This is a genomic window from Tenacibaculum sp. SM2510 (assembly GCF_057002845.1).
Genome location: NZ_CP192703.1, coordinates 378,044 through 399,098 on the forward strand (window position 1 = coordinate 378,044; position 21,055 = coordinate 399,098).

A 21,055-nucleotide genomic window follows, 5' to 3' on the forward strand; every position below is an offset into this window, starting at 1 on the left:
AAAAAAATTATTTTCTAGAAATAACCTTTTTTACAGCTTCTATTATTGCTTTATCATTTAAACCATACTTTTCCATTAATTGATCAGGAGTTGCTGATTCACCAAAACTATCGTTTACGGCTACGAATTCTTGTGGAGTAGGAGTGTTGGTCGTTAAGCACCGTGCTACGCTTTCACCCAAACCTCCGTATTTATTATGTTCTTCCGCTGTTACAATACATCCAGTTTTTGAGATAGATTTTAATATAATATCTTCATCTAAGGGTTTAATTGTGTGTATATTTATTACTTCAGCTGAAATACCTTTTTGTTCTAATTGCTCAGCTGCTTGTAATGCTTCCCAAACTAAATGACCTGTAGCAACGATTGTTACATCACTTCCTTCAGTTAATTTTATACCTTTTCCTATTTCAAAAGACTCATCAGTCATAAAAACGGGTACTTTTGGTCTTCCAAAACGTAAATACACAGGTCCTTCATAATCTGCAATAGCAAGGGTTGCTGCTTTAGTTTGACTATAGTCACAGGTATTAATAACGGTCATACCAGGAAGCATTTTCATTAACCCAATATCTTCTAAAATTTGGTGTGTAGCTCCGTCTTCACCCAAAGTTAAACCGGCATGTGATGCACATATTTTTACGTTTTTATCTGAATACGCTACAGATTGACGAATTTGATCGTATACACGACCTGTAGAGAAGTTTGCGAAAGTTCCTGTAAAGGGAATTTTACCTCCGATGGTTAAACCAGCAGCAATTCCTATCATGTTAGCTTCAGCAATTCCTATTTGAAAGAAACGCTCTGGATGATTGTCTTTAAAGTCTCCCATTTTTAAAGATCCTGTTAAGTCTGCACATAGTGCAACTACATTAGGATTTGTTTTTCCTAATTCAGTTAAACCATCACCAAACCCAGATCGGGTATCTTTTTTTTCGGTATATGTATATTTTTTCATTACTATATATTGTGTTGTAGGTGTCAAAAATAATCTTTTAAAAAAAAGTAAACTTACAAATTTGATAATTCTTTATAAAGTTTATGAACAGGAAATCCCATTACATTAAAATAACTTCCTTCAATTTTAGTAATTGCTATTTTACCAATCCATTCTTGAATTCCGTATGCTCCAGCCTTATCAAAAGGTTTATAAGTATTTATATAATAAGCTATTTCTTCATCTGTTAATTGCTTAAAGGTAACAGTTGTGGTATCGTTTATTATTTTTTTAAATTTTTTATTGGTAATGCATATCGAAGTAATAACTTTATGTGTATTGCTTGATAGTTCTTTTAACATTTTAAAAGCCTCTGCATAATCTTTAGGTTTACCAAGTGCTTTGTTATTAGACCAAACAATAGTGTCTGAAGTTATTAAAAGATCCTTGTCAGATATATCATCTTTAAAAGGTTTCGATTTTAAATCAGAAAGAAAATCGGTAATTTCATGTTCCTTTAAATGAAGAGGATAAATTTCATCTATTTCTTTTGTTTTTATTACAAAAGGTACATTTAAATCTTTTATTAACTCTTGTCTTCTTGGTGAATTTGAAGCTAAAATTATATTGTAGTTTGCTAATTTTTTAGATAACATGTTTATATAAATAAGCTATTACGACTATACCTAGAATACCAAAAAAGTGAAAAAAATTCATTTTTTTTAAAAAGAGTTCAAGTTCACTGTTTGTTGCTGCTTTTGTTAAGACAGATATTAAGTAAATTTTAGGAAGCCAATTAGATATGATAATTGTAAAGAATAAGTATTTTATTCTAATAAAATATAAGGCTAGAAAAAAAATCAAAAAAGTAGATGTAAACAATATGAATAACGCTATTTTTTTTGCTCTTTTTCTGCCTAAAAGAATTGGTAATGTTTTATGTTTTTTTAAATTATCTTTATTTATATTTATTATACCTGTTATAATTTCTTCAATTAACGTACTTAAAAAGGATAATAGTAAATAGGCGACTATGATAAATTGAAGTTCAAAAAATAAACCCCATTGTTTCATTGTAAGATCAATAGGTTCATCTAACCATAAAAGAAAAAGTATAGTTAACGGAATTGTAAAAGATTTTACTAGGTAACGAGTAAATGAATTTTCATTAGAATGTTTAGAATAGAAGAATACTGTAGAAGAAATTATAAAAAAAACAAAAGAAAAATATAGATTATTAATTTTAAAAGAAAAAAAGAGTCCTAAAGAAACAGCTATAAAAACAAGAATTAATGAAATGGTTTTTATTTGATATAACTTTTTTGTTTTTAAATTAGAATTATGGTAATAGTAGGTTAATAAGTAGTTAGAGCAGTATAAAAGGATACAAAATGTTGTAAATATGCCTACATCTAAAAAAGATAACCTCGTTTCATAACCAAAACCGAATAAAAAACAGAATTTAGCTAAAAAAATAACAAAAGAAAAATACAATAATCTTTTCCACTCAATGATATTTAATACAGCACTAAAAACAGTCATTTAATTAAAATCTTTTTTAATTCTTGCTAAATCTCTTTTACTATCTCTATCTTTCATTGTCTGACGCTTATCGTGCGTCTTTTTACCTCTAGCTAGTGCAATATCTAATTTAGCCCAACCATTATTATTTATAAAAAGTTTTAAAGGTACAATCGTATTTCCTTTGGCTTCAACTTCTCTTTCTAATTTTTTTAACTCGTTTTTGTTTAATAACAAACGACGCTCACTCGTTGTTTTATGATTGAAGTGATTACCAAAAGAATATTCTTCAATATACATATTGATAATAAAAAGTTCTCCTTGCTCATTAAATTCACAAAAACTTTCAGTTATTCTAGCTTTACTAAGTCGTATCGACTTTATCTCTGTACCTGTAAGTTGAATTCCGGCAGTATATTTATCTATAATCTCGTATTCAAAACGAGCTTTTTTATTTTGTATGTTAATCTTTTTCTGCATCAGCTGTTGTTCATATATTGTAATAACAAATATAAAGTATTAGTTTGTTTTTTACCGACTAATCAACCGTTATCTTCTTGATAGATGTTGTTTTGTTTCTGAATGATTTTTTGAATGAAACTATAAATAAACTTGCGTTGTCATTATCATCCATAGATTTATAAACTTCTGATTTTATAATTTTATTTGCAAACTGTGGAGTAGTGTTACTATGACCAACAATTAAAACTGTTTTTCCTGTCGTTTCTTTTTCAAAACCTTTAGAAAACATATTGCTAGGATCGTAATTTATAATATCTAGTTTCTTGCTATCTGCTGTAGGTTTTGCAGTTTGCATGGTTCTATTATACTTTGTAGAATACACTGCATTTAAATTGATATCTTTAAAGTATGCAGCCCATTTTTTAGCACGTTCTTTTCCTTTCTCATTCAAATCAGGATTCTTGTTAGACTTATCTGTTCTATCTTTTTCTGCATGGCGAATTAAGTAATAAGTTGTGCTGGTTTCTTCTAGTGCACAAGATGTTAATGAGCTAAGAATAACAGTAAGGATTAAAAGATATTTTTTCATGATAAATTATTTATGGTGCGAATATAATTAAAAATAAAAAGCGGTGTTTTTTCAAACACCGCTTATCATCAACTATAAAAAACTAATTACTAATTTTCTATTAAATCAGATTGATTTCTGAAAACTAGCTCATTATCAAAAGCATCTAATAAAATAATGCTATCTGTAGTTACATTTCCTGCTAAAATCTCTTTAGATAATTGATTCAATACTTCCTTTTGAATTACCCGTTTTACAGGTCTTGCTCCAAATTCAGGCTGATATCCTTTAACAGCTAAATAGGCAATAGCTTCATCTGTTGCATCAAAAGTGATGTTTTGTTGTGCGATCATTTTTTTAACATTATTTAATTGAATTTTTACAATTTGCATAATATTATCTTTAGATAATGGTGTAAACAAAGTTATATCATCAATTCTGTTGATAAATTCAGGCCGAACAGTTTGTTTTAGTAAACCTAAAACTTCTGTTTTTGCTAATTCCATTGTGGTGTAAATATCACCTTTAAAATTATCAAATTTTTCTTGAATAATATGGCTCCCCATATTAGAAGTCATTATAATAATGGTGTTTTTAAAATCTGCTACACGACCTTTATTGTCAGTTAACCTTCCTTCATCTAATACTTGCAACAACACGTTAAAAGTATCTGGATGTGCTTTTTCAATCTCATCTAATAAAACAACAGAATATGGCTTTCTACGAACAGCTTCAGTTAACTGACCACCTTCATCATAACCAACATAACCAGGAGGTGCACCAACTAAACGACTTACAGAATGACGCTCTTGATATTCGCTCATATCTATTCTTGTCATAGCATTTTCATCGTCAAATAAATAACTAGCCAATGCTTTTGCAAGTTCAGTTTTACCAACACCGGTAGTTCCTAAAAACAAGAAACTCCCTATTGGTTTATTCGGATTTTGTAACCCTGCTCTAGAGCGACGAACCGCATCAGCAACAGCTTCAATAGCCTCTTCTTGTCCAACAACACGTTTGTGTAACTCATCTTCTAACTTTAATAGTTTCTCTCGCTCTGATTGTAGCATTTTAGTAACGGGAACACCTGTCCACTTTGCTACAACTTCAGCAATATCATCATAAGTAACTTCTTCTTTTATTAAAGCATTTTCACTTTGACTTTCTAATATTTCTTGTTGTGTTTCAAGCAATACTTGTGCTTCTTTTATTTTACCATAACGCAATTCTGCCACCTTACCATAATCTCCATTTCGCTCTGCTTTATCAGCTTCTAATTTATAGTTTTCAATATCAGTTTTTAATTGCTGAACAGCATCTACAACTGCTTTTTCTGATTGCCATTTCGCATTTATTTCGTTGCGTTCTTCTTTAAAATTAGCAACATCAGCATTTAATGATTTTAATTTAACTTCATCATTTTCGCGTTTAATAGCTTCTATTTCAATCTCTAACTGCATTATTTTACGGTCTAAAACATCTAAATTCTCTGGTTTAGAGTTTATTTCCATTCGTAATTTCGCAGCAGCTTCATCCATTAAATCAATCGCTTTATCTGGTAAGAATCGATTGGTAATATAACGTTGAGATAATTCTATAGCACCAATAATAGCTTCATCTTTAATACGTACTTTATGGTGTGTTTCGTATTTGTCTTTAATTCCTCGCAAAATAGAAATAGCGCTTTCTGTATCTGGTTCATCAACCATAACTTTCTGAAAACGACGCTCTAATGCTTTGTCTTTTTCAAAATATTTTTGATATTCATCTAGGGTTGTGGCACCAATTGCACGTAATTCACCACGAGCCAAAGCAGGTTTTAAAATATTAGCAGCATCCATTGCACCTTGTCCGCCACCAGCACCAACTAAAGTGTGAATTTCATCAATAAATAAAACAATGTCACCTTCGGATGTTGTTACTTCCTTTACGACAGATTTTAAGCGTTCTTCAAATTCTCCTTTAAATTTTGCACCTGCAATTAAGGCTCCCATATCTAAAGAATAAATAATTTTATTTTTTAAATTTTCAGGAACATCACCACGAATAATTCGATGTGCTAAACCTTCGGCAATTGCTGTTTTACCAGTTCCTGGTTCACCTACTAAAATGGGGTTATTTTTTGTTCTACGCGATAATATCTGTAATAAACGACGAATCTCTTCGTCACGGCCAATTACAGGATCTAGTTTACCGTCTTGTGCTAATTTATTTAAGTTGTTTGCAAATTTATTTAAGGAGTTATAGGTTTCTTCTGCACTTTGAGAAGTAACTCTTTCTCCGTTTCTTAATTCTTCAATAGCTGCTTTTAAACTCTTTTCGGTAGCCCCTTGGTCTTTTAAAACTTGAGAGATTTGACTTTTAGATTTAAAAATAGCTAAAATTAAATGTTCTATAGAAACATACTCATCATTCATTTTTTTTGCAATGATAGCTGCTTCATTTAGTGTTTTATTTGCTTCACGAGAAAGCATTAAATCACCTCCCGAAACCTTAGAAAAGCTTTCTAACTGTTTTTCTAAAATTTGTTGAACAACATTAATATTAATGTTGAGTTTCTTTAGTATAAATGGTAACACATTTTCATCAACCGTAAATAAGGCTTTAAAAATATGCTCATTTTCTATTTGTTGATTACCATTACTTTGTGCTAATTGTTGCGCTTGTTGTATGGTTTCTTGTGATTTTATTGTATAATTGTTTACATTCATACGTTGTTATAATCAAAATAAGTACCAAAGTAAAAGAAACTCTTTTATAGGTCATTTTGTCTGAAATAGATAATTTTAGCTGACTTTTTGACCGAATGAAAGGTTTTTTAGTTTGTAACGACAGATATTAAAAATATAAAAATGGGGATATTAAATACAATATTTGGAAATAAAGAAGAGAAAGAACAAAAGCAGGAATCTTTTATTAAATGGATTCCGTTAACATCTATAGAGCAGCTGAAAGAAATTAAGTCTCAATCAAAAAAAGAACCTGTAGCTATTTTTAAACACTCAACAAGATGCGGTATAAGTAGTATGGTAATTAAGCGATTTGTTAGTAGTTTTGACGAGCATTTAAAAGATTTTAAAATCTATTATTTAGATTTATTATCGTACCGAGAAATATCTAGCGAAATAGGGTATGAGTTTCAAATTTTACACGAATCTCCTCAGTTGTTAGTTATTAAAAAAGGGGTAGTCGTTGCACATGCTTCTCATTATGATATTGCTCAAATCGATTTAAGAAACTTCTAAAATAGTTCCTGTTTTTAACAGAACTTCTTTAAATACGTCGTATTTTTGCTTTTTACAAAAAAGCACAAAAAAGCACTAAATTGAGCAACGATATTACAACTATACAAGAAACTAAAGGAAAAAGTTTATACGATTATCAAAAAGAAGCATTGTTCAAAATTTTTAAAAGTTTTGAAAATGCCCCTGAGAATTATCACTTATTATATCAATTACCAACAGGAGGAGGTAAGACTGTAATTTTCTCAGAAATTACACGTCAGTTTATAAAGCATTACAATAAAAAGGTGTTAATAATGACACACCGTATTGAATTATGCAAGCAAACAGCTAAAATGCTTGGAGAATTTGGTGTTGGTAATAAAATTATTGATAGTAAGGCCGATTTAGAAGATCAAGATAAGTATGATTGCTTTGTTGCAATGGTTGAAACATTAAACAATCGTTTAAATGACGATATGTTAGATATTTCAGATGTTGGTTTGGTTATTATTGATGAAGCTCACTATAACTCGTTTACTAAATTATTTAAGTTTTTCGACAAGTCATTCGTATTAGGTGTTACAGCGACACCTTTAAGTTCGAATATTAAACTACCAATGAAAGACAATTATGATGATTTAATTGCTGGCGAAAGTATTGGTACTTTAATACAACAAGAATATTTAGCAAGAGCTAATGTTTTTTCATATAATGTAGGCTTAACATCTTTAGAAATAGGGGCAAACGGAGATTACACCGTAAAATCTTCTGAAGATTTATATACCAATACAGATATGTTATCGAAGCTTTTACAAGCTTATGAAGAACGTGCAAAAGGAACGAAAACGTTAATTTTTAATAACGGAATTAACACATCGCTTCACGTATATGATACTTTTAAAAAAGCGGGATATCCTATTGCTCATTTAGATAACACGAATACAAAAAAGGAACGTGATTTTATCTTAAAATGGTTTCATAAAACACCAAATGCAATAATTACTTCTGTAAGTATTTTAACCACAGGTTTTGATGAACCTACGGTAAAATCGATTATTTTAAACAGAGCAACTAAATCATTAACGCTTTATTACCAAATGATTGGTAGGGGATCTCGTATCTTAAAAGGAAAAAATGATTTTAATGTAATAGATTTAGGTAATAACTTTCATCGTTTTGGACCTTGGGGAGCTGATTTAGATTGGCACAAAATGTTTAGAGCTCCTAATTTTTATCTAGATAATTTATTATCTGATGAAGATATAGAAAATGAGTTTAGATATGAATTGCCTTCTGATGTTAGAGAAGAATTTTCTAAATCAGAAGATATATTTTTTGATGTTAAAAAAGTATATATTGATACGATACAGGCTGGTCAATCATCTAAAAAAGTATTAGAGAAATCAATCGATCACCATGCAAAAATTTGTGTAGAAAACAGTGAAGATGTTTTTGATGCTTTGATCTTAGCTAAAAAATTAGGTGGAGAGATAGATGATAGAATTCACAGATACTCTAAATGTATTTGTAAAAGCACGCACAATTTCATTGACTGGTTACAAGATGATTATAGAAAGAAATTAAACTCTCATTTACGTTCTAATTTCGATGAAATATATGAAGATATTTTTGGTCATCCACCACCAGAAGAAGAGTAAAAAACAGATATAAAAAAAGCCATTTCAAACGAAATGGCTTTTTTATACTTAATAGTTATCTCTTTTTTTATTATTCGATAGCAGGTAATATTTTACCAGTACATTCACCAAAACCAATACGAACTTCATCGTTTTGAGAGTATCCTCTCATAATAACCGTATCATGATCGTTGATAAATTTACGTTCAGAACCATCGTTCATTTTTATTGGGTTTTGACCTCTCCAAGTTAATTCTAACATAGAACCAAAACTATCTTTTGTAGGACCAGAAATTGTACCAGAACCCATCATGTCACCAGCATTTATAGGACATCCGTTTACCGTATGGTGCGCTAATTGTTGCGCCATTGTCCAATACATATACTTAAAGTTCGAGTTACAAACTACCGTTTCTTCTTTTCCTTCTGGTTGAATAGCCATTTGTAAATTAATATCTAAACTATCTTTACCTTCTTTCTTTAAATATGGTAAAGGTTCGTGTACTTGTTTAGGATTATCTACTCTAAAAGGCTCTAAAGCATCTAAAGTTACAATCCAAGGAGAAATAGTTGAAGCGAAACTTTTACCTAAGAAAGGTCCTAAAGGTACATATTCCCAAGCCTGAATATCACGAGCAGACCAGTCATTAAATAAAACCAATCCAAAAATATATTCATCAGCATCTTCAATCGGAATTCTATCTCCTAAATCATTGGCTACAGTTGTGATAAACGCCATTTCTAATTCAAAATCTAATAATTTTGTAGGTCCGAAATTAGGAGTATCACTTCCTTCGCTAGGGCGCTGTTGTCCTATAGGACGACGTACTGGTGTTCCTGAAGGAATAATAGAAGAACTCCTACCATGGTAGCCAATAGGTATATGAAGCCAGTTTGGTAATAACGCATTTTCAGGATCACGAAACAAAGAACCAACATTGGTGGCGTGTTCTTTACTCGCATAGAAATCAGTATAATCTCCAACAGATACAGGAAGTTGCATTTCAACATCTTCCATTCTAAAAATAATCTTGTCTTTATGATCTGCATTGTCACGTAACTTGCCATTAGTAACATCGAAAACATCAGCAATTCTATTACGTACTAAACGCCAGGTTTTACGACCATCTGCAATAAAATCATTTAATGTGTCTTGTAAAAAAATATCATCAGTTAAAGGAATTCCTTCAAAATAGCCTAACTGATGTAAGGCACCTAAATCAATAGCAAAATCACCAATTCTTGTACCAATAGTTATAATATCGTCTTTAGTAAGGAATACACCGAAAGGAATATTTTGAATAGGAAAATCTGAGTCTTTATTAATCGTTAACCAAGATTTTCTGTTAGGATTATTTGCTGTTATTTTCATTGAAGTAGTTGTGTTTAATTTTATATCAAACCTACATCTTTTTTCAATTAAAACCAATGAGAGAGTAAAAAAAAAGTTTCTAAACCTTAAATCAGCTTAATATATAAAGAAGCCTAATTATGTTTAAAATTTAGATGAGAATAGGTTAAAACATCATTAATAAAATTAGTACATTTGATACCTTATTTAACAACACACAAGATGCAAAAAGATCATCAAATATTCGATTTAATTCAAGAAGAGAAAGAACGTCAGCTAAATGGTTTAGAATTGATTGCTTCTGAAAACTTTGTAAGCGAACAGGTAATGCAAGCTCAAGGTTCTATTTTAACTAATAAATATGCCGAAGGATATCCCGGAAAACGTTATTACGGTGGATGTGAAGTGGTAGATATTGTAGAGCAAATTGCAATTGATAGAGCTAAAGAATTATTTGGCGCTGAATATGTAAATGTACAACCACACTCTGGTTCACAAGCAAATACAGCTGTTTTTGCTGCTTGTTTAAATCCTGGAGATACTATTTTAGGATTCGATTTATCTCATGGAGGACATTTAACCCATGGATCTCCTGTAAATTTTTCAGGTAAATTATACAATCCTGTTTTTTATGGTGTAGATAAAACTACTGGGAAAATTGATTATAAGCATTTAGAGCAACAAGCAAAAGAACACAAACCAAAATTAATTATCGCAGGTGCTTCGGCATATTCTCGCGATATGGATTTTGAAAAATTTAGAGAGATTGCGGATAGTGTTGGTGCTATTTTAATGGCAGATATTTCTCATCCGGCAGGTTTAATTGCAAAAGGAATTTTATCTGACCCGTTACCACATTGTCATATAGTTACTACAACAACGCACAAGACGTTACGTGGGCCACGTGGGGGAATGATTATGATTGGTAAAGATTTTGAAAATCCGTTTGGATTAAAATTAAAATCAGGAAAATTAAAGAAAATGTCAACATTGATTAATTCTGCAGTTTTTCCAGGAAATCAGGGTGGACCACTAGAACACGTTATTGCTGCTAAAGCAATTGCTTTTGGTGAAGCATTGACTGATGAGTTTTTAGAATATCAATTACAGGTAAAAGAAAACGCAAGTGCAATGGCAAAAGCTTTTGTTGCTAAAGGATACGATATTATTTCTGGTGGAACAGACAATCATTGTATGTTAATTGATTTACGTAATAAAAACCTTACAGGTAAAGAAGGAGAAGATACTTTAGGGAAAGCCGATATTACAGTAAATAAAAACATGGTTCCTTTCGATACTCAAAGTCCGTTTGTAACTTCAGGTATTCGTGTTGGTACAGCAGCTGTAACTACTCGTGGTTTGGTTGAAGAGGATATGCAAACTGTTGTAGATTTAATTGACGAAGCTTTAATGAATGTAGGAAACGATGATGTTTTAAAACAAGTAGGAGAGAAGGTATATGATTTAATGCACGATAAAAGATTATTCGTAATGTAAACCACGAAGTGGTTATTAGATATAAAAAAGTCCATCTAAATTTAGATGGACTTTTTTATGAATTATTTTTCAAAAAGCGTGAGTCGTTTTCTTATTCATTCTCCTGCGCTCTTTCAATTATATTTTCGGGCAATGCTTTTTTAGCTTTCGCACCCATTTTTTTCAGTTTTTCGACACTAGTTATAAGATTACCCCGACCATCTACTAACTTATTCATTGCAGCATTATAATCCTCTTTAGAAGCATCTATTTTTTTTCCTATCCCGATTAAATCTTGTAACAACCCGTCAAATTTATCATATAAAGCACCTGCTTGTCTAGCTATTTCTAGCGCATTTCGTTGTTGTTTTTCGTTATTCCACATGGTATCAATTGTACGTAAAGTGGCTAATAACGTAGTTGGTGTAACAATAACAATATTCTTTTCAAATGCTTTGTTATACAGCGAATTATCTTGATTTAAAGCAATAGCAAATGCCGGTTCAATAGGTATAAAAAGCAGTACAAAATCAGGAGATTCAATCTTGTAAATATCTTCATATTTTTTTTCGGATAGCTGAGTTACATGTCGTTTTAAAGAATTTATGTGTGCTGTTAAAAAACGTTCTTTCTCTATATTATCGTCCGTATTTATATATAGCTCATAAGCGGTTAGTGAAACTTTAGAGTCGACAATCATTTTTTTATTATCAGGTAAATGAATCACCACATCTGGTAATACACGTTTGCCTTCATCGTTTGTAAAAGACTGTTGCACAAAATATTCTCTGTCTTTTTCTAAACCAGATTTTTCTAAAACACGTTCTAAAACTAATTCACCCCAGTTTCCTTGAATTTTATTATCGCCTTTTAAGGCTTTTGTTAAGTTAATAGTTTCTTTACTCATTTGTAAATTCATCTCTTTTAAACCAATAATTTGCTGACGTAAAGCTGAATGATAATCAATACTTTCCTTATGCGTTTTATCTACTTTATCTTCAAAGGTTTTTATTTTTTCTTGAAGTGGGTTTAAGATATTTTTAATATTTTCTTTATTCTGTTCTGTAAATTTACTCGATTTCTCATCTAAAATTTTATTTGCCAAATTTTCAAATTCTTTGGTAAATTTATCTTGTAGTTTTTCTACTTCATCTTTGTTATCATTCAGTTTTATTTGAAGGTTTTTTAATTCCTCATTTTTTCTGGCTAATTCAATATTTAAGAATTCTTTTTCTCTACGAATTTCTTCAGTTTCTTTCGCTTTATCAGTTAAACGGTTGTGTATTTCAGATTTTTGAGTTTCTAAATTAGAAGCATTCATTTGTTGCGTTGCTATTTTTTTTTCTAAATCTGTAATCAGTTGTTTAACCTTTAATTTTGACAAAAGGTAACAGATAACAAAGCCAAAAATTAAGGTACACAAGGCAACAATGCCAATTAAAAGAGAAGTATCCATTAGAATTTCGTAAGTTTATATACTAACAAATATAACGCAAGATTGGCTAATTTTGTTTGAATTTCATATAGAAAATCGTAGTTTTGAACTTTACAACTAATAGATGATATCTAAATTTATATTCACAAAAATTTTAGGATGGAAGTTTGACGGAGAATTCCCGAAAAAACTTAAAAAGTACGTATTAATAGGAGCACCGCACACTAGTTGGGAAGACTTCTATGTAGGTTTATTCTCTAGAAACATCACAGTAACTAAACTTAATTTTGTAGGAAAAAAATCATTATTTAAACCTCCTTTTGGCTTTTTCTTTAAAGCTTTAGGCGGCGCTCCAATAGACAGAACTAAAAGTGCAAATGTTGTAGATGCAATTATTGACGTTTTTAACTCAAAAAAAGAATTTAGACTAGCAATTTCTCCTGAAGGAACAAGGCAATATGTAGATAAATGGAAAACAGGTTTTTATTATATAGCTAAAGGTGCTAATGTGCCAATTGTTATGCTTGGTTTCGATTTTGAAAATAAGCAAGTAAAATTATCAAAACCCTTTTATGTAACGGATGATATAAAAGCCGATTTTGCTCATTTTTATGCCTTTTATAAAGATATTAAAGGTGCAAAACCTGAATTATTTAATAACAAAAACCTGCTTTAATAGTAGGTTTTTTATCTTTACAAATAGTACTATTTGTAAGTAGTTATTAGAATGAAAGGAATAAGAATATTAATTTATCGTATTTCTTATAAGTGTGATTATCTTTGCATAAAAAATATTTTATGCCAAAACAGTTTTCAGATTTAGGAATTAATACAGAATTACAACAGAGTTTAGCCAAATTACAAATTTCTGTACCAACAGACGTACAAGAAAAGGCGATTCCTGTTATACTAAATCAAAAAGAAGATGTAGTTGTATTGGCAAAAACAGGAACAGGTAAAACTGCTTCTTTTGGTTTACCTTTATTGCAATTAATTGATGTAAATTCTTCTAAAGTACAAGCAATTGTATTAGCACCTACGAGAGAATTAGGACAACAGATATATAATAATCTTATGTCATTTTCTGCTAACAGTCCAGAAGTATCAATCGCAGCAATTTGCGGAGGAATACCTATTAAACCACAAATAGAACGTTTACAATCTGATACACATATTGTAGTTGCCACCCCAGGTCGTTTGGCTGATTTAATAAAAAGAAACGCTATAGATGTTAAGCATATCACGCATTTTATTTTAGATGAAGCAGATGAAATGGTGAGCGCTTTAAAAGAAGGCTTGGATAGTATTATTAAAGAAATTCCGAAATCGAGAAGAACATTATTGTTTACAGCTACAATGCCAGGAACGATAAAGCAATTGGTTCAAAATTATATGTCTAAACATGTAGTTCACATTGAGGCTGACATGGCAACAGTTGGTCATCAAGGCATCGATCATCAATATGTTGTGGTAGAACCAATTGAGAAATTAGAAGTTTTACTTCATTTTTTAAATTCAAAAATAGGTCAGCGAGGTATTATTTTTTGTAAAACTAAAGCAGCTGTTAATAAATTGGCTAAAAATTTAGCTATAAATAAATTTTCTTCAGGTGCCATTCATGGTAGTTTAACTCAAGGAATTCGTGATCGAATTATGGGACAATTTAGAGAAGGACATATCGATATATTAGTTGCTACCGACTTAGCAGCTCGTGGTATTGATGTAAAAGAAGTTTCTTATGTTGTAAATTATCATTTACCAGATACTTATGATGCCTACGTACATAGAAGTGGTAGAACGGCTAGGGCAGGAGCAACCGGACTTTCGTTAACGATATTACAAGAGGAAGAAGTAAAAGATATTGCAGATTTTGAAAAGGAATTAGGTATTAGTTTTAAACCATTTAAAAAGGCAGATGCTAAAAGCATTGAAGAAAATAATGGCTTAATTTGGGCAAATAAAATATTTAAAACTAAGCCTAACCGTGCAGTTTCAGAAGATTTTAAAGCAAAAATAAAAACAATTTTTCATCATTTAACAAAAGATGAATTGGTAGATAAAGTATTGGCAAATTATTTAGCACAGTCAAACACTGTAAATACTAAGGTCGAAAAAGATAAAAAAAGAAAATAGCAAGATGGTTTTAAAAGAGTGATGACTTGTTTAAAGTACAAGATTTATTATTTTATAAAAATAAATCAATTAATATGTATTTTATAAAAAATATGGCACCATCTTTGCAAACAGATAAGTATTATAAATTTAATTACATTACAATGAGTAAAGGAATAGTAAAGTTTTTCAATGACACTAAAGGATTTGGTTTCATCACTGAAGAAGGAGTAACAAAAGATCATTTCGTACACGTTTCAGGTTTAATCGATGAAATTCGCGAAGGAGACGAAGTTGAATTTGATTTAGAAGAAGGAAACAAAGGGCCAAATGCGGTTAACGTAAAAGTTATCTAAAAAATATACTTTAAGTTTTAAAAGTCCATCATTCTTTGATGGACTTTTTCTATTCTTATAAAGTAAATTAGAAGCATTAAATTTTCTTTTAGATTAAAGTTCAGAAGAAATTTTAATCAAAAAAAAATCAAAAAAATCAAAAAAATTACGTAATTTAGGATTATATTGGGGCGGTTATGATAATTCCCAAAGAAAGGTACTTATCTATACTCTAAATTACAACTAGTTTTATAATTATATATTAATTAATCTTATGGCAAAATCTCAGCAATCATTTAATAAGAATGAAAAAGAGAAAAAGCGTTTAAAAAAACGTGACGATAAAAAAAAGAAAATGGATGCCCGAAAGGCTGATATAAGGGAAAATGGACCAACTGGAATTGAATTTGCATATACAGATGCTTATGGAAATTTAAGCTCTACACCTCCTGATCCTGATCAAGTAATAGAAGAAATCAGTTTAGAAGACATTCAAGTAAGTGTTCCTAAAACTTTAGAAGGTGATAGAGAAGCTTTTGATCCTGTTAGAAAAGGAACTGTTTCTTTTTTCGATTCATCTAAAGGATTCGGTTTTATTATCGATTCTGCAGATCAAGAAAAATATTTTACACACGTAAGTGGTATTATTGATGAAATTTCTGAAAATGATAAAGTAAGTTTCGAACTTGAAAAAGGGATGAAAGGTATGAATGCCGTAAAAGTAACATTGGTTAAATAATCAATACTTAGTTTTACCCATCGTAGTACTATAACTCTTTATATTATTATTTTAAAGACTATATAAAATGAGATTTACCAGTATATGGTAAATCTCATTTTTTTGGTTTTATAACTATTAAATAGCTGTTTTGAAGTGTTTTTTATTCTCTAATAGATAAAATAAATTCATTTAAAAAAGGTAATTTCGCGCCCAGATATAGAATGTATATGAATATTCGTTTTAATTCATAACTAAATATCGGAGTGTAATTCTGAATTTATTTTCAGAATCATAATTTTATAATAAAGAGTATACTAAAACTTCTAAAATAAAAAATAAACAGTTTCGTTTATGAGTGAAGAAAAATCGAATGTAGACATTGCATCTTGTATTAGTACATTGCAGCAACTATTAAAGGATACGAATCAACTTTTTGAATTACCTGAAGCGCAAAGAGTAGCCTTATTTAAGGCTGCGGGAGAATTAACTAGGCCAAATCGTGCAGAGTTTGAGCGCCGAAGAAAAGATGCTAAAAAAGCAACGAAACGTAAAATGATTGCGAAAGATACACACGCAAGAAAAACTACAGGAATTCGTTCTGCTCGTGAAGCAGCTTTATTTGTGGCGCCTAAATTATTAGGAGCAGCTGCCATAAATGAAGATACTTTAGAATTAGAATCGTCAAGAAACTGCTACGTTTGTAAAACTGTTTTCACTAAATTACATCACTTTTATGATACGATGTGTAAAGATTGTGGTGATTTAAACTATGCAAAACGCTTTCAAACAACTGATTTAAAAGATCAAGTAGCAGTAATTACAGGTTCGCGTTTAAAAATTGGTTATCATATAACTTTAATGTTATTACGTTCAGGAGCAACTGTTGTTGCTACTACACGTTTTCCGGCAGATTCTGCCATTCGTTTCTCTAAAGAAGAAGATTATAAAGATTGGAGTGATCGTTTGCATATACACGGTCTTGATTTACGACATATACCTAGTGTAGAAATTTTTTGTAATTATATAGAACAAAAATACGATCGATTAGATATTTTAATAAACAATGCAGCTCAAACAGTAAGAAGACCGTCAGGGTTTTATTTCCATTTAATGGAAAATGAAAAATTACCAGTTGATAAACTTCCGAAGTTAGCACAAAGATTATTAAAAGATCATGAAAGTTGTTTAGAAGAATTATCGAGTTTAAGTGTTGGCCCTTCTAAAACTGATAAAAACAACGTGTTGCCTGTTACTTGGCACGGACCAGAACCAGGAATAGGGTTGCGTAATTCGGCAGAATTATCTCAAATACCGTATAGTTTTGACAATTCTTTGCAAACATCAGAAGTTTTTCCTGAAGGACAATTAGATGCTGATTTACAACAAGTAGATTTAAGAAAAACCAATAGTTGGCGTTTAAGATTGGGCGAAATAGAAACTACAGAAATGGTAGAGGTACAGTTAGTAAACGCTGTTGCTCCTTTTGTTTTATGTAATCGTTTGTCTAACCTAATGATGAAAGAAAACACAGGTAAGAAGCATATTATTAACGTTACTGCTATGGAAGGGAAGTTCCATCGATTTAAAAAAATAGATAGACATCCGCATACCAACATGGCAAAAGCAGCTTTAAATATGTTAACACATACTTCAGCTTCAACATTTGCAAAGTCAGGTATCTATATGAATGCAGTAGATACAGGTTGGGTTACAGATGAAGATCCTGCTGAATTATCTAAAAAGAAAGTTGAAGTTCATGATTTTCAACCACCATTAGATATTGTTGATGGTGCTGCTAGAGTTATGGATCCGCTGATTGACGGAATTAATACTGGTAAACATTGGTCTGGAAAATTTTTAAAAGATTATTTCCCTATCGATTGGTAAAATATTTTCATAAAAAAAGGCTGTCATTTAAATGACAGCCTTTTTTAAGCACTTAATTTAAATTATTTTAAACTTTGTAATAATTTTTCTGCAACTAATTCAGAAGATGCTGGATTTTGACCTGTAATTAAGTTACCGTCTTGAATTACATAAGCAGCCCAATCATCTTTTTTAGAGTATATCCCTCCGTTTTTGCTTAACATATCTTCCACTAAGAAAGGAACAACATCTGTTAATCCAACAGCAGCTTCTTCAGTATTTGTAAAACCTGTTACTTTTTTACCGTTTACTAAAAAAGTACCATCTGCATTTTTAACATTTTTTAAAGCTGCAGGTGCGTGGCATACAAATGCTACTGGCTTAGCTTGACTATTAAACTTTTCTATCAAAGCAATAGATGTTGTATCAGTCGCTAAATCCCATAACGGCCCGTGACCACCAGGATAAAATACTGCATCAAAATCGTCTGCATTAATATCAGATAATTTGTTTGTATTAGCAATTCTAGCTTTAGCCTCATCATCTTTGTTAAAACGATCTGTAGCTTCTGTAGCTGCATCAGGAGAATCACTACTTGGATCTATTGGAGCAGCTCCTCCTTTTGGTGTAGCAATGGTAATTGTAGCACCTTTATCTAATAATGTATAATATGGATTTGCAAATTCTTCAACCCAAAAACCTGTTTTCTTTCCTGTATCTCCTAATTTATCGTGAGATGTTAATACAAATAATATATTCATTTTTTTATCTTTTTTAAGTGATGTTATTTCTTTTGAGGCTTCTTTAGAAGAAGTGTCTTTTTTTGTTTCTTTACAACTCGATGCTGTAATAATTGTAAGCGTTAACGCTAATGTTTGTAGTATTTTCATTTTTTATAAATTTAATAAGCCATTTTAACTATTTCACTTACTTTGTCTGGTGATAAAGATTGGTGTTCACCTAATCCTAACCAACCACGGTCTGTAAAGCGCTGTGCTATTTTTTCTGCTGTACCTTCATAGTCTTTTGTATAGTCAGATAATTTAGTATCAATACCTAATTCATGGAAAAAAGCAACTGTTTTTTCTATAGCAGCATTTGCTTTTTCATCAATATTACCTTCCGTTATATTCCAAACACGTTCACCATATTGTGCTAATTTTTCTTTTTTAGCTTCAAAATTAAATTTATAATGGCTTGGTGCAATTACAGCTAATGTACGAGCATGATCAATACCAAATAAAGCAGTTAATTCATGACCAATAGCGTGTACCGCCCAATCAGTAGGAACTCCTTTTTGAATTAATCCGTTTAAAGCCATCGTACAAGACCACATAAAGTTTGAAGCAGCTTTATAATCAGTAGGATCTTTTAAAACCTTCGGAGCAACTTCAATTAGTGTTTGTAAGATACTTTCAGAAAAACGATCTTGTAACAAAGCATCTACAGGATAGGTCATATATTGCTCTAAAACATGTGTAAAAGCATCTGTTAAACCATTTGCTAATTGACGCTGTGGAATAGACGTAATAACTTGAGGATCTAGCACAGAAAACTCAGGAAATAAACCAGGACCTCCCATAGATAATTTCTCTTTGGTTTCTTTTCTTGTAATTACAGCACCAGAATTCATTTCTGATCCTGTTGCAGGTAATGTTAAAACAGTACCAAATGGCATTCCGTTTTCGGTTCTAATATTTTTTGTTAAAATATCCCAAGGTGTTTCGCCTTCATAAACAGCTGCCGCAGATAAAAATTTAGTTCCGTCAATAACAGAACCACCACCAACAGCTAATAAATAAGTGATTTTTTCGTTTTTAATTACCTGTAAAGCTTCCAGTAATTTTGCATACTCTGGGTTAGCAGGAATTCCTCCAAATTCAACTACAGTAACGTTTGATAACGCAGCTTTTACTTGATCGTAAACTCCGTTTTTCTTAATACTCCCACCTCCATAAAGTAATAATACTTTTGCATTACTTGGTATTTGTTTTTGGATTTCTTTTATCGTGTCCTTTCCAAAAATAATTTTGGTTGGATTTTTAAATTCAAAATTGTTCATTTTTTTCTTTTTTTAAATTGATGATTTTTTATCGAATACTTATTATTCGATTACAGTAACTAAATCTGCCATAGGTTTTCTAACCTTTACCAAGTTAACTAACCAATCTTCATTTTCTTTTCTATAACCTAATGGTAATAAAACAGCACTACGCAAACCTTTTTCACGTAAACCTAAAATTTTATCTACTGCATCTGGCTCAAAACCTTCTAAAGGTGTTGCATCTACACCTTCATAAGCTGCAGCTATAATAGCATGAGAAAAGGCAATATATGCTTGTTTAGCAGCGTGATTAAAGTTTTCCTCGGCATCTTTTTGTGGATACATACCTAACAACATTTGACGGTAGTTTTCCCAACCTTCATTCTTAAAACCGCGAATTTCATTTGTTAAATCGAACATATAATTTATTCTGTCTTCGGTATAAGTATCCCAGGCAGCAAAAACTAATAAATGAGAACAGTCTGTAATTACAGATTGATTCCATGCAATTGGTCTTATTTGTTCTTTTATTTCTTGATTTTTAACTACAAAAATCTCAAAAGGTTGTAATCCGCTTGATGTTGCAGCTAAACGTGCAGCTTCTAAAATGCGTTCTATTTTATCTTCTGCTACTTTTTCGCCGTTCATTGCTTTAGCAGCATATCTCCAATTTAATTTATCTAATAATTCCATTTTTTTTTATTTTTTAGAAAGGTTTATTATTTCGTTTGAAGTAATGATTACTTCGGTGTGATTTTTATTATTTGCTAACTGTACCATTGCTTGGGCAATATTATCAGCATCGATTATTTTATAATTCTTTAATTTACCTATAAATAATGGTTGTATAATTTTAAAAACACTTAAGCCTATTTGCTCTAATATTCTGCGTTCTTTTCGTTTGCCACCAATTAAAGAAGGTCTTAAAATAACAGTTTTTTCTATACCTTGAAGTAAAACATCATTTTCCATTTCTCCTTTTGTCTTATTATAAAACACACTACTTTTTTTATTTGCGCCCATTGCGGAAACCACTAAAAAAGTAGTAATTTTATTTTCTTTTGACAGTTTAGCAGCTGTTACAGGAATACCATAGTCTATCTTTTTATATAAATTCTTATCTGGCGTTTTTTTTGCAGTTGTACCAATACAACAAAACACTTCATCCGCAGTAAAATCAGCTTTAAAATCTTCTAATTTTAAAAGATCACCTATATACTGAGTTACTTTTGTGGGTAATCCATCAATTTTTGACCTTGAAAAGAGCTTAACGCTATCATAACGATCATCATTGATTAATTTTTCCAATAAACTTGAACCAGTTAGCCCGGTTGCACCTAATATAATGGCTGTTTTTTTCATG

20 protein-coding genes are annotated in these 21,055 nt (G+C 30.8%); 8 read left to right on the forward strand and 12 right to left on the reverse strand.

Features of this window, described 5'->3' with window-relative positions; all coding sequences use genetic code 11:
- Nucleotides 1–7: 7 nt before the first annotated feature.
- The 6 genes from ACQ629_RS01635 to clpB form a co-directional block, all read right to left on the reverse strand.
- Nucleotides 8–958, reverse strand: coding sequence for a transketolase family protein (locus tag ACQ629_RS01635; RefSeq protein WP_483706220.1), 951 nt, complete (start codon nucleotides 956–958; stop codon nucleotides 8–10).
- A 53-nt stretch (nucleotides 959–1,011) separates the two neighbouring features.
- The gene (locus tag ACQ629_RS01640) at nucleotides 1,012–1,593 is read right to left on the reverse strand and encodes a Maf family nucleotide pyrophosphatase (RefSeq protein ID WP_483706221.1); all 582 of its coding nucleotides are present in this window, start codon (nucleotides 1,591–1,593) and stop codon (nucleotides 1,012–1,014) included.
- A complete protein-coding gene (locus tag ACQ629_RS01645; RefSeq protein ID WP_483706222.1) occupies nucleotides 1,583–2,479 on the reverse strand; it encodes a UbiA prenyltransferase family protein in 897 nt (298 codons plus the stop codon). The genes ACQ629_RS01640 and ACQ629_RS01645 overlap by 11 nt, the downstream gene beginning before the upstream one ends.
- The gene (smpB, locus tag ACQ629_RS01650; protein ID WP_483706223.1) at nucleotides 2,480–2,938 is read right to left on the reverse strand and encodes an SsrA-binding protein SmpB; all 459 of its coding nucleotides are present in this window, start codon (nucleotides 2,936–2,938) and stop codon (nucleotides 2,480–2,482) included.
- A gap of 58 nt (nucleotides 2,939–2,996) precedes the next feature.
- Nucleotides 2,997–3,509 carry a SixA phosphatase family protein gene (locus ACQ629_RS01655; RefSeq protein WP_483706224.1) on the reverse strand — a complete coding sequence of 171 codons (513 nt, stop codon included), beginning with the start codon at nucleotides 3,507–3,509 and terminating at the stop codon, nucleotides 2,997–2,999.
- Nucleotides 3,510–3,598: 89 nt separating this feature from the next.
- Nucleotides 3,599–6,202 (reverse strand): ATP-dependent chaperone ClpB, encoded by a 2,604-nt coding sequence (gene clpB / locus ACQ629_RS01660; RefSeq protein ID WP_483706225.1) that lies wholly within the window; start codon nucleotides 6,200–6,202, stop codon nucleotides 3,599–3,601.
- Nucleotides 6,203–6,343: 141 nt separating this feature from the next.
- Between clpB and ytxJ the strand changes: the two genes are divergently transcribed.
- Both ytxJ and ACQ629_RS01670 read left to right on the forward strand, forming a co-directional pair.
- A complete protein-coding gene (ytxJ, locus tag ACQ629_RS01665; protein WP_483706226.1) occupies nucleotides 6,344–6,736 on the forward strand; it encodes a bacillithiol system redox-active protein YtxJ in 393 nt (130 codons plus the stop codon).
- 80 nt (nucleotides 6,737–6,816) lie between these two features.
- Complete coding sequence (locus ACQ629_RS01670) at nucleotides 6,817–8,373, forward strand: DEAD/DEAH box helicase (RefSeq protein WP_483706227.1); 1,557 nt, start codon at nucleotides 6,817–6,819, stop codon at nucleotides 8,371–8,373.
- A 70-nt stretch (nucleotides 8,374–8,443) separates the two neighbouring features.
- Here the strand turns inward: ACQ629_RS01670 and fahA are convergent, their stop codons facing one another.
- Nucleotides 8,444–9,724 (reverse strand): fumarylacetoacetase, encoded by a 1,281-nt coding sequence (fahA, locus tag ACQ629_RS01675; protein WP_483706228.1) that lies wholly within the window; start codon nucleotides 9,722–9,724, stop codon nucleotides 8,444–8,446.
- Nucleotides 9,725–9,925: 201 nt separating this feature from the next.
- On the opposite strand from fahA, the gene glyA reads away from it, so the two are divergent.
- Complete coding sequence (glyA, locus tag ACQ629_RS01680; RefSeq protein WP_483706229.1) at nucleotides 9,926–11,200, forward strand: serine hydroxymethyltransferase; 1,275 nt, start codon at nucleotides 9,926–9,928, stop codon at nucleotides 11,198–11,200.
- Between the two features lie 91 nt (nucleotides 11,201–11,291).
- On the opposite strand, the gene ACQ629_RS01685 is transcribed toward glyA, so the two are convergent.
- Nucleotides 11,292–12,563 carry a DNA recombination protein RmuC gene (locus ACQ629_RS01685; RefSeq protein ID WP_483706230.1) on the reverse strand — a complete coding sequence of 424 codons (1,272 nt, stop codon included), beginning with the start codon at nucleotides 12,561–12,563 and terminating at the stop codon, nucleotides 11,292–11,294.
- Between the two features lie 175 nt (nucleotides 12,564–12,738).
- Here ACQ629_RS01685 and ACQ629_RS01690 point away from each other — a divergent pair, with 175 nt between their 5' ends.
- The 5 genes from ACQ629_RS01690 (at nucleotide 12,739) to ACQ629_RS01710 (ending at nucleotide 17,669) form a co-directional block, all read left to right on the forward strand.
- Entirely contained in the window at nucleotides 12,739–13,290 is a 552-nt protein-coding gene (locus ACQ629_RS01690; RefSeq protein WP_483706231.1) for a 1-acyl-sn-glycerol-3-phosphate acyltransferase, read from the forward strand.
- 122 nt (nucleotides 13,291–13,412) lie between these two features.
- A complete protein-coding gene (locus tag ACQ629_RS01695) occupies nucleotides 13,413–14,747 on the forward strand; it encodes a DEAD/DEAH box helicase (protein ID WP_483706232.1) in 1,335 nt (444 codons plus the stop codon).
- A 143-nt stretch (nucleotides 14,748–14,890) separates the two neighbouring features.
- Nucleotides 14,891–15,082 carry a cold-shock protein gene (locus ACQ629_RS01700; protein ID WP_218772531.1) on the forward strand — a complete coding sequence of 64 codons (192 nt, stop codon included), beginning with the start codon at nucleotides 14,891–14,893 and terminating at the stop codon, nucleotides 15,080–15,082.
- A gap of 253 nt (nucleotides 15,083–15,335) precedes the next feature.
- On the forward strand, nucleotides 15,336–15,800 hold the full coding sequence (locus ACQ629_RS01705) for a cold-shock protein (protein ID WP_483706233.1): 465 nt from the start codon (nucleotides 15,336–15,338) through the stop codon (nucleotides 15,798–15,800).
- 333 nt (nucleotides 15,801–16,133) lie between these two features.
- Nucleotides 16,134–17,669 (forward strand): SDR family NAD(P)-dependent oxidoreductase, encoded by a 1,536-nt coding sequence (locus tag ACQ629_RS01710; protein ID WP_483706234.1) that lies wholly within the window; start codon nucleotides 16,134–16,136, stop codon nucleotides 17,667–17,669.
- Nucleotides 17,670–17,731: 62 nt separating this feature from the next.
- Here ACQ629_RS01710 and ACQ629_RS01715 read toward each other — a convergent pair whose 3' ends face one another.
- The 4 genes from ACQ629_RS01715 to ACQ629_RS01730 are packed head-to-tail and all read right to left on the reverse strand — an operon-like array spanning nucleotide 17,732 to nucleotide 21,054.
- Complete coding sequence (locus ACQ629_RS01715; RefSeq protein ID WP_483706235.1) at nucleotides 17,732–18,538, reverse strand: type 1 glutamine amidotransferase domain-containing protein; 807 nt, start codon at nucleotides 18,536–18,538, stop codon at nucleotides 17,732–17,734.
- A gap of 11 nt (nucleotides 18,539–18,549) precedes the next feature.
- Nucleotides 18,550–19,710: an iron-containing alcohol dehydrogenase gene (locus ACQ629_RS01720; protein ID WP_483706236.1), complete on the reverse strand. Its 1,161-nt coding sequence runs from the start codon at nucleotides 19,708–19,710 to the stop codon at nucleotides 18,550–18,552.
- 42 nt (nucleotides 19,711–19,752) lie between these two features.
- Complete coding sequence (locus tag ACQ629_RS01725) at nucleotides 19,753–20,385, reverse strand: NAD(P)H-dependent oxidoreductase (protein ID WP_483706237.1); 633 nt, start codon at nucleotides 20,383–20,385, stop codon at nucleotides 19,753–19,755.
- A 6-nt stretch (nucleotides 20,386–20,391) separates the two neighbouring features.
- Nucleotides 20,392–21,054: an NAD(P)H-binding protein gene (locus tag ACQ629_RS01730; protein ID WP_483706238.1), complete on the reverse strand. Its 663-nt coding sequence runs from the start codon at nucleotides 21,052–21,054 to the stop codon at nucleotides 20,392–20,394.
- Nucleotide 21,055 lies beyond the last annotated feature (1 nt).

Coding starts and splice junctions, on each gene's coding strand:
- ACQ629_RS01635 (WP_483706220.1), bottom strand. CDS start 958: ATGAAAAAATATACATATACCGAAAAAAAAGATACCCGATCTGGGTTT.
- ACQ629_RS01640 (WP_483706221.1), bottom strand. CDS start 1,593: ATGTTATCTAAAAAATTAGCAAACTACAATATAATTTTAGCTTCAAAT.
- ACQ629_RS01645 (WP_483706222.1), bottom strand. CDS start 2,479: ATGACTGTTTTTAGTGCTGTATTAAATATCATTGAGTGGAAAAGATTA.
- smpB (WP_483706223.1), bottom strand. CDS start 2,938: ATGCAGAAAAAGATTAACATACAAAATAAAAAAGCTCGTTTTGAATAC.
- ACQ629_RS01655 (WP_483706224.1), bottom strand. CDS start 3,509: ATGAAAAAATATCTTTTAATCCTTACTGTTATTCTTAGCTCATTAACA.
- clpB (WP_483706225.1), bottom strand. CDS start 6,202: ATGAATGTAAACAATTATACAATAAAATCACAAGAAACCATACAACAA.
- ytxJ (WP_483706226.1), top strand. CDS start 6,344: ATGGGGATATTAAATACAATATTTGGAAATAAAGAAGAGAAAGAACAA.
- fahA (WP_483706228.1), bottom strand. CDS start 9,724: ATGAAAATAACAGCAAATAATCCTAACAGAAAATCTTGGTTAACGATT.
- glyA (WP_483706229.1), top strand. CDS start 9,926: ATGCAAAAAGATCATCAAATATTCGATTTAATTCAAGAAGAGAAAGAA.
- ACQ629_RS01690 (WP_483706231.1), top strand. CDS start 12,739: ATGATATCTAAATTTATATTCACAAAAATTTTAGGATGGAAGTTTGAC.
- ACQ629_RS01695 (WP_483706232.1), top strand. CDS start 13,413: ATGCCAAAACAGTTTTCAGATTTAGGAATTAATACAGAATTACAACAG.
- ACQ629_RS01700 (WP_218772531.1), top strand. CDS start 14,891: ATGAGTAAAGGAATAGTAAAGTTTTTCAATGACACTAAAGGATTTGGT.
- ACQ629_RS01705 (WP_483706233.1), top strand. CDS start 15,336: ATGGCAAAATCTCAGCAATCATTTAATAAGAATGAAAAAGAGAAAAAG.
- ACQ629_RS01710 (WP_483706234.1), top strand. CDS start 16,134: ATGAGTGAAGAAAAATCGAATGTAGACATTGCATCTTGTATTAGTACA.
- ACQ629_RS01715 (WP_483706235.1), bottom strand. CDS start 18,538: ATGAAAATACTACAAACATTAGCGTTAACGCTTACAATTATTACAGCA.
- ACQ629_RS01720 (WP_483706236.1), bottom strand. CDS start 19,710: ATGAACAATTTTGAATTTAAAAATCCAACCAAAATTATTTTTGGAAAG.
- ACQ629_RS01725 (WP_483706237.1), bottom strand. CDS start 20,385: ATGGAATTATTAGATAAATTAAATTGGAGATATGCTGCTAAAGCAATG.
- ACQ629_RS01730 (WP_483706238.1), bottom strand. CDS start 21,054: ATGAAAAAAACAGCCATTATATTAGGTGCAACCGGGCTAACTGGTTCA.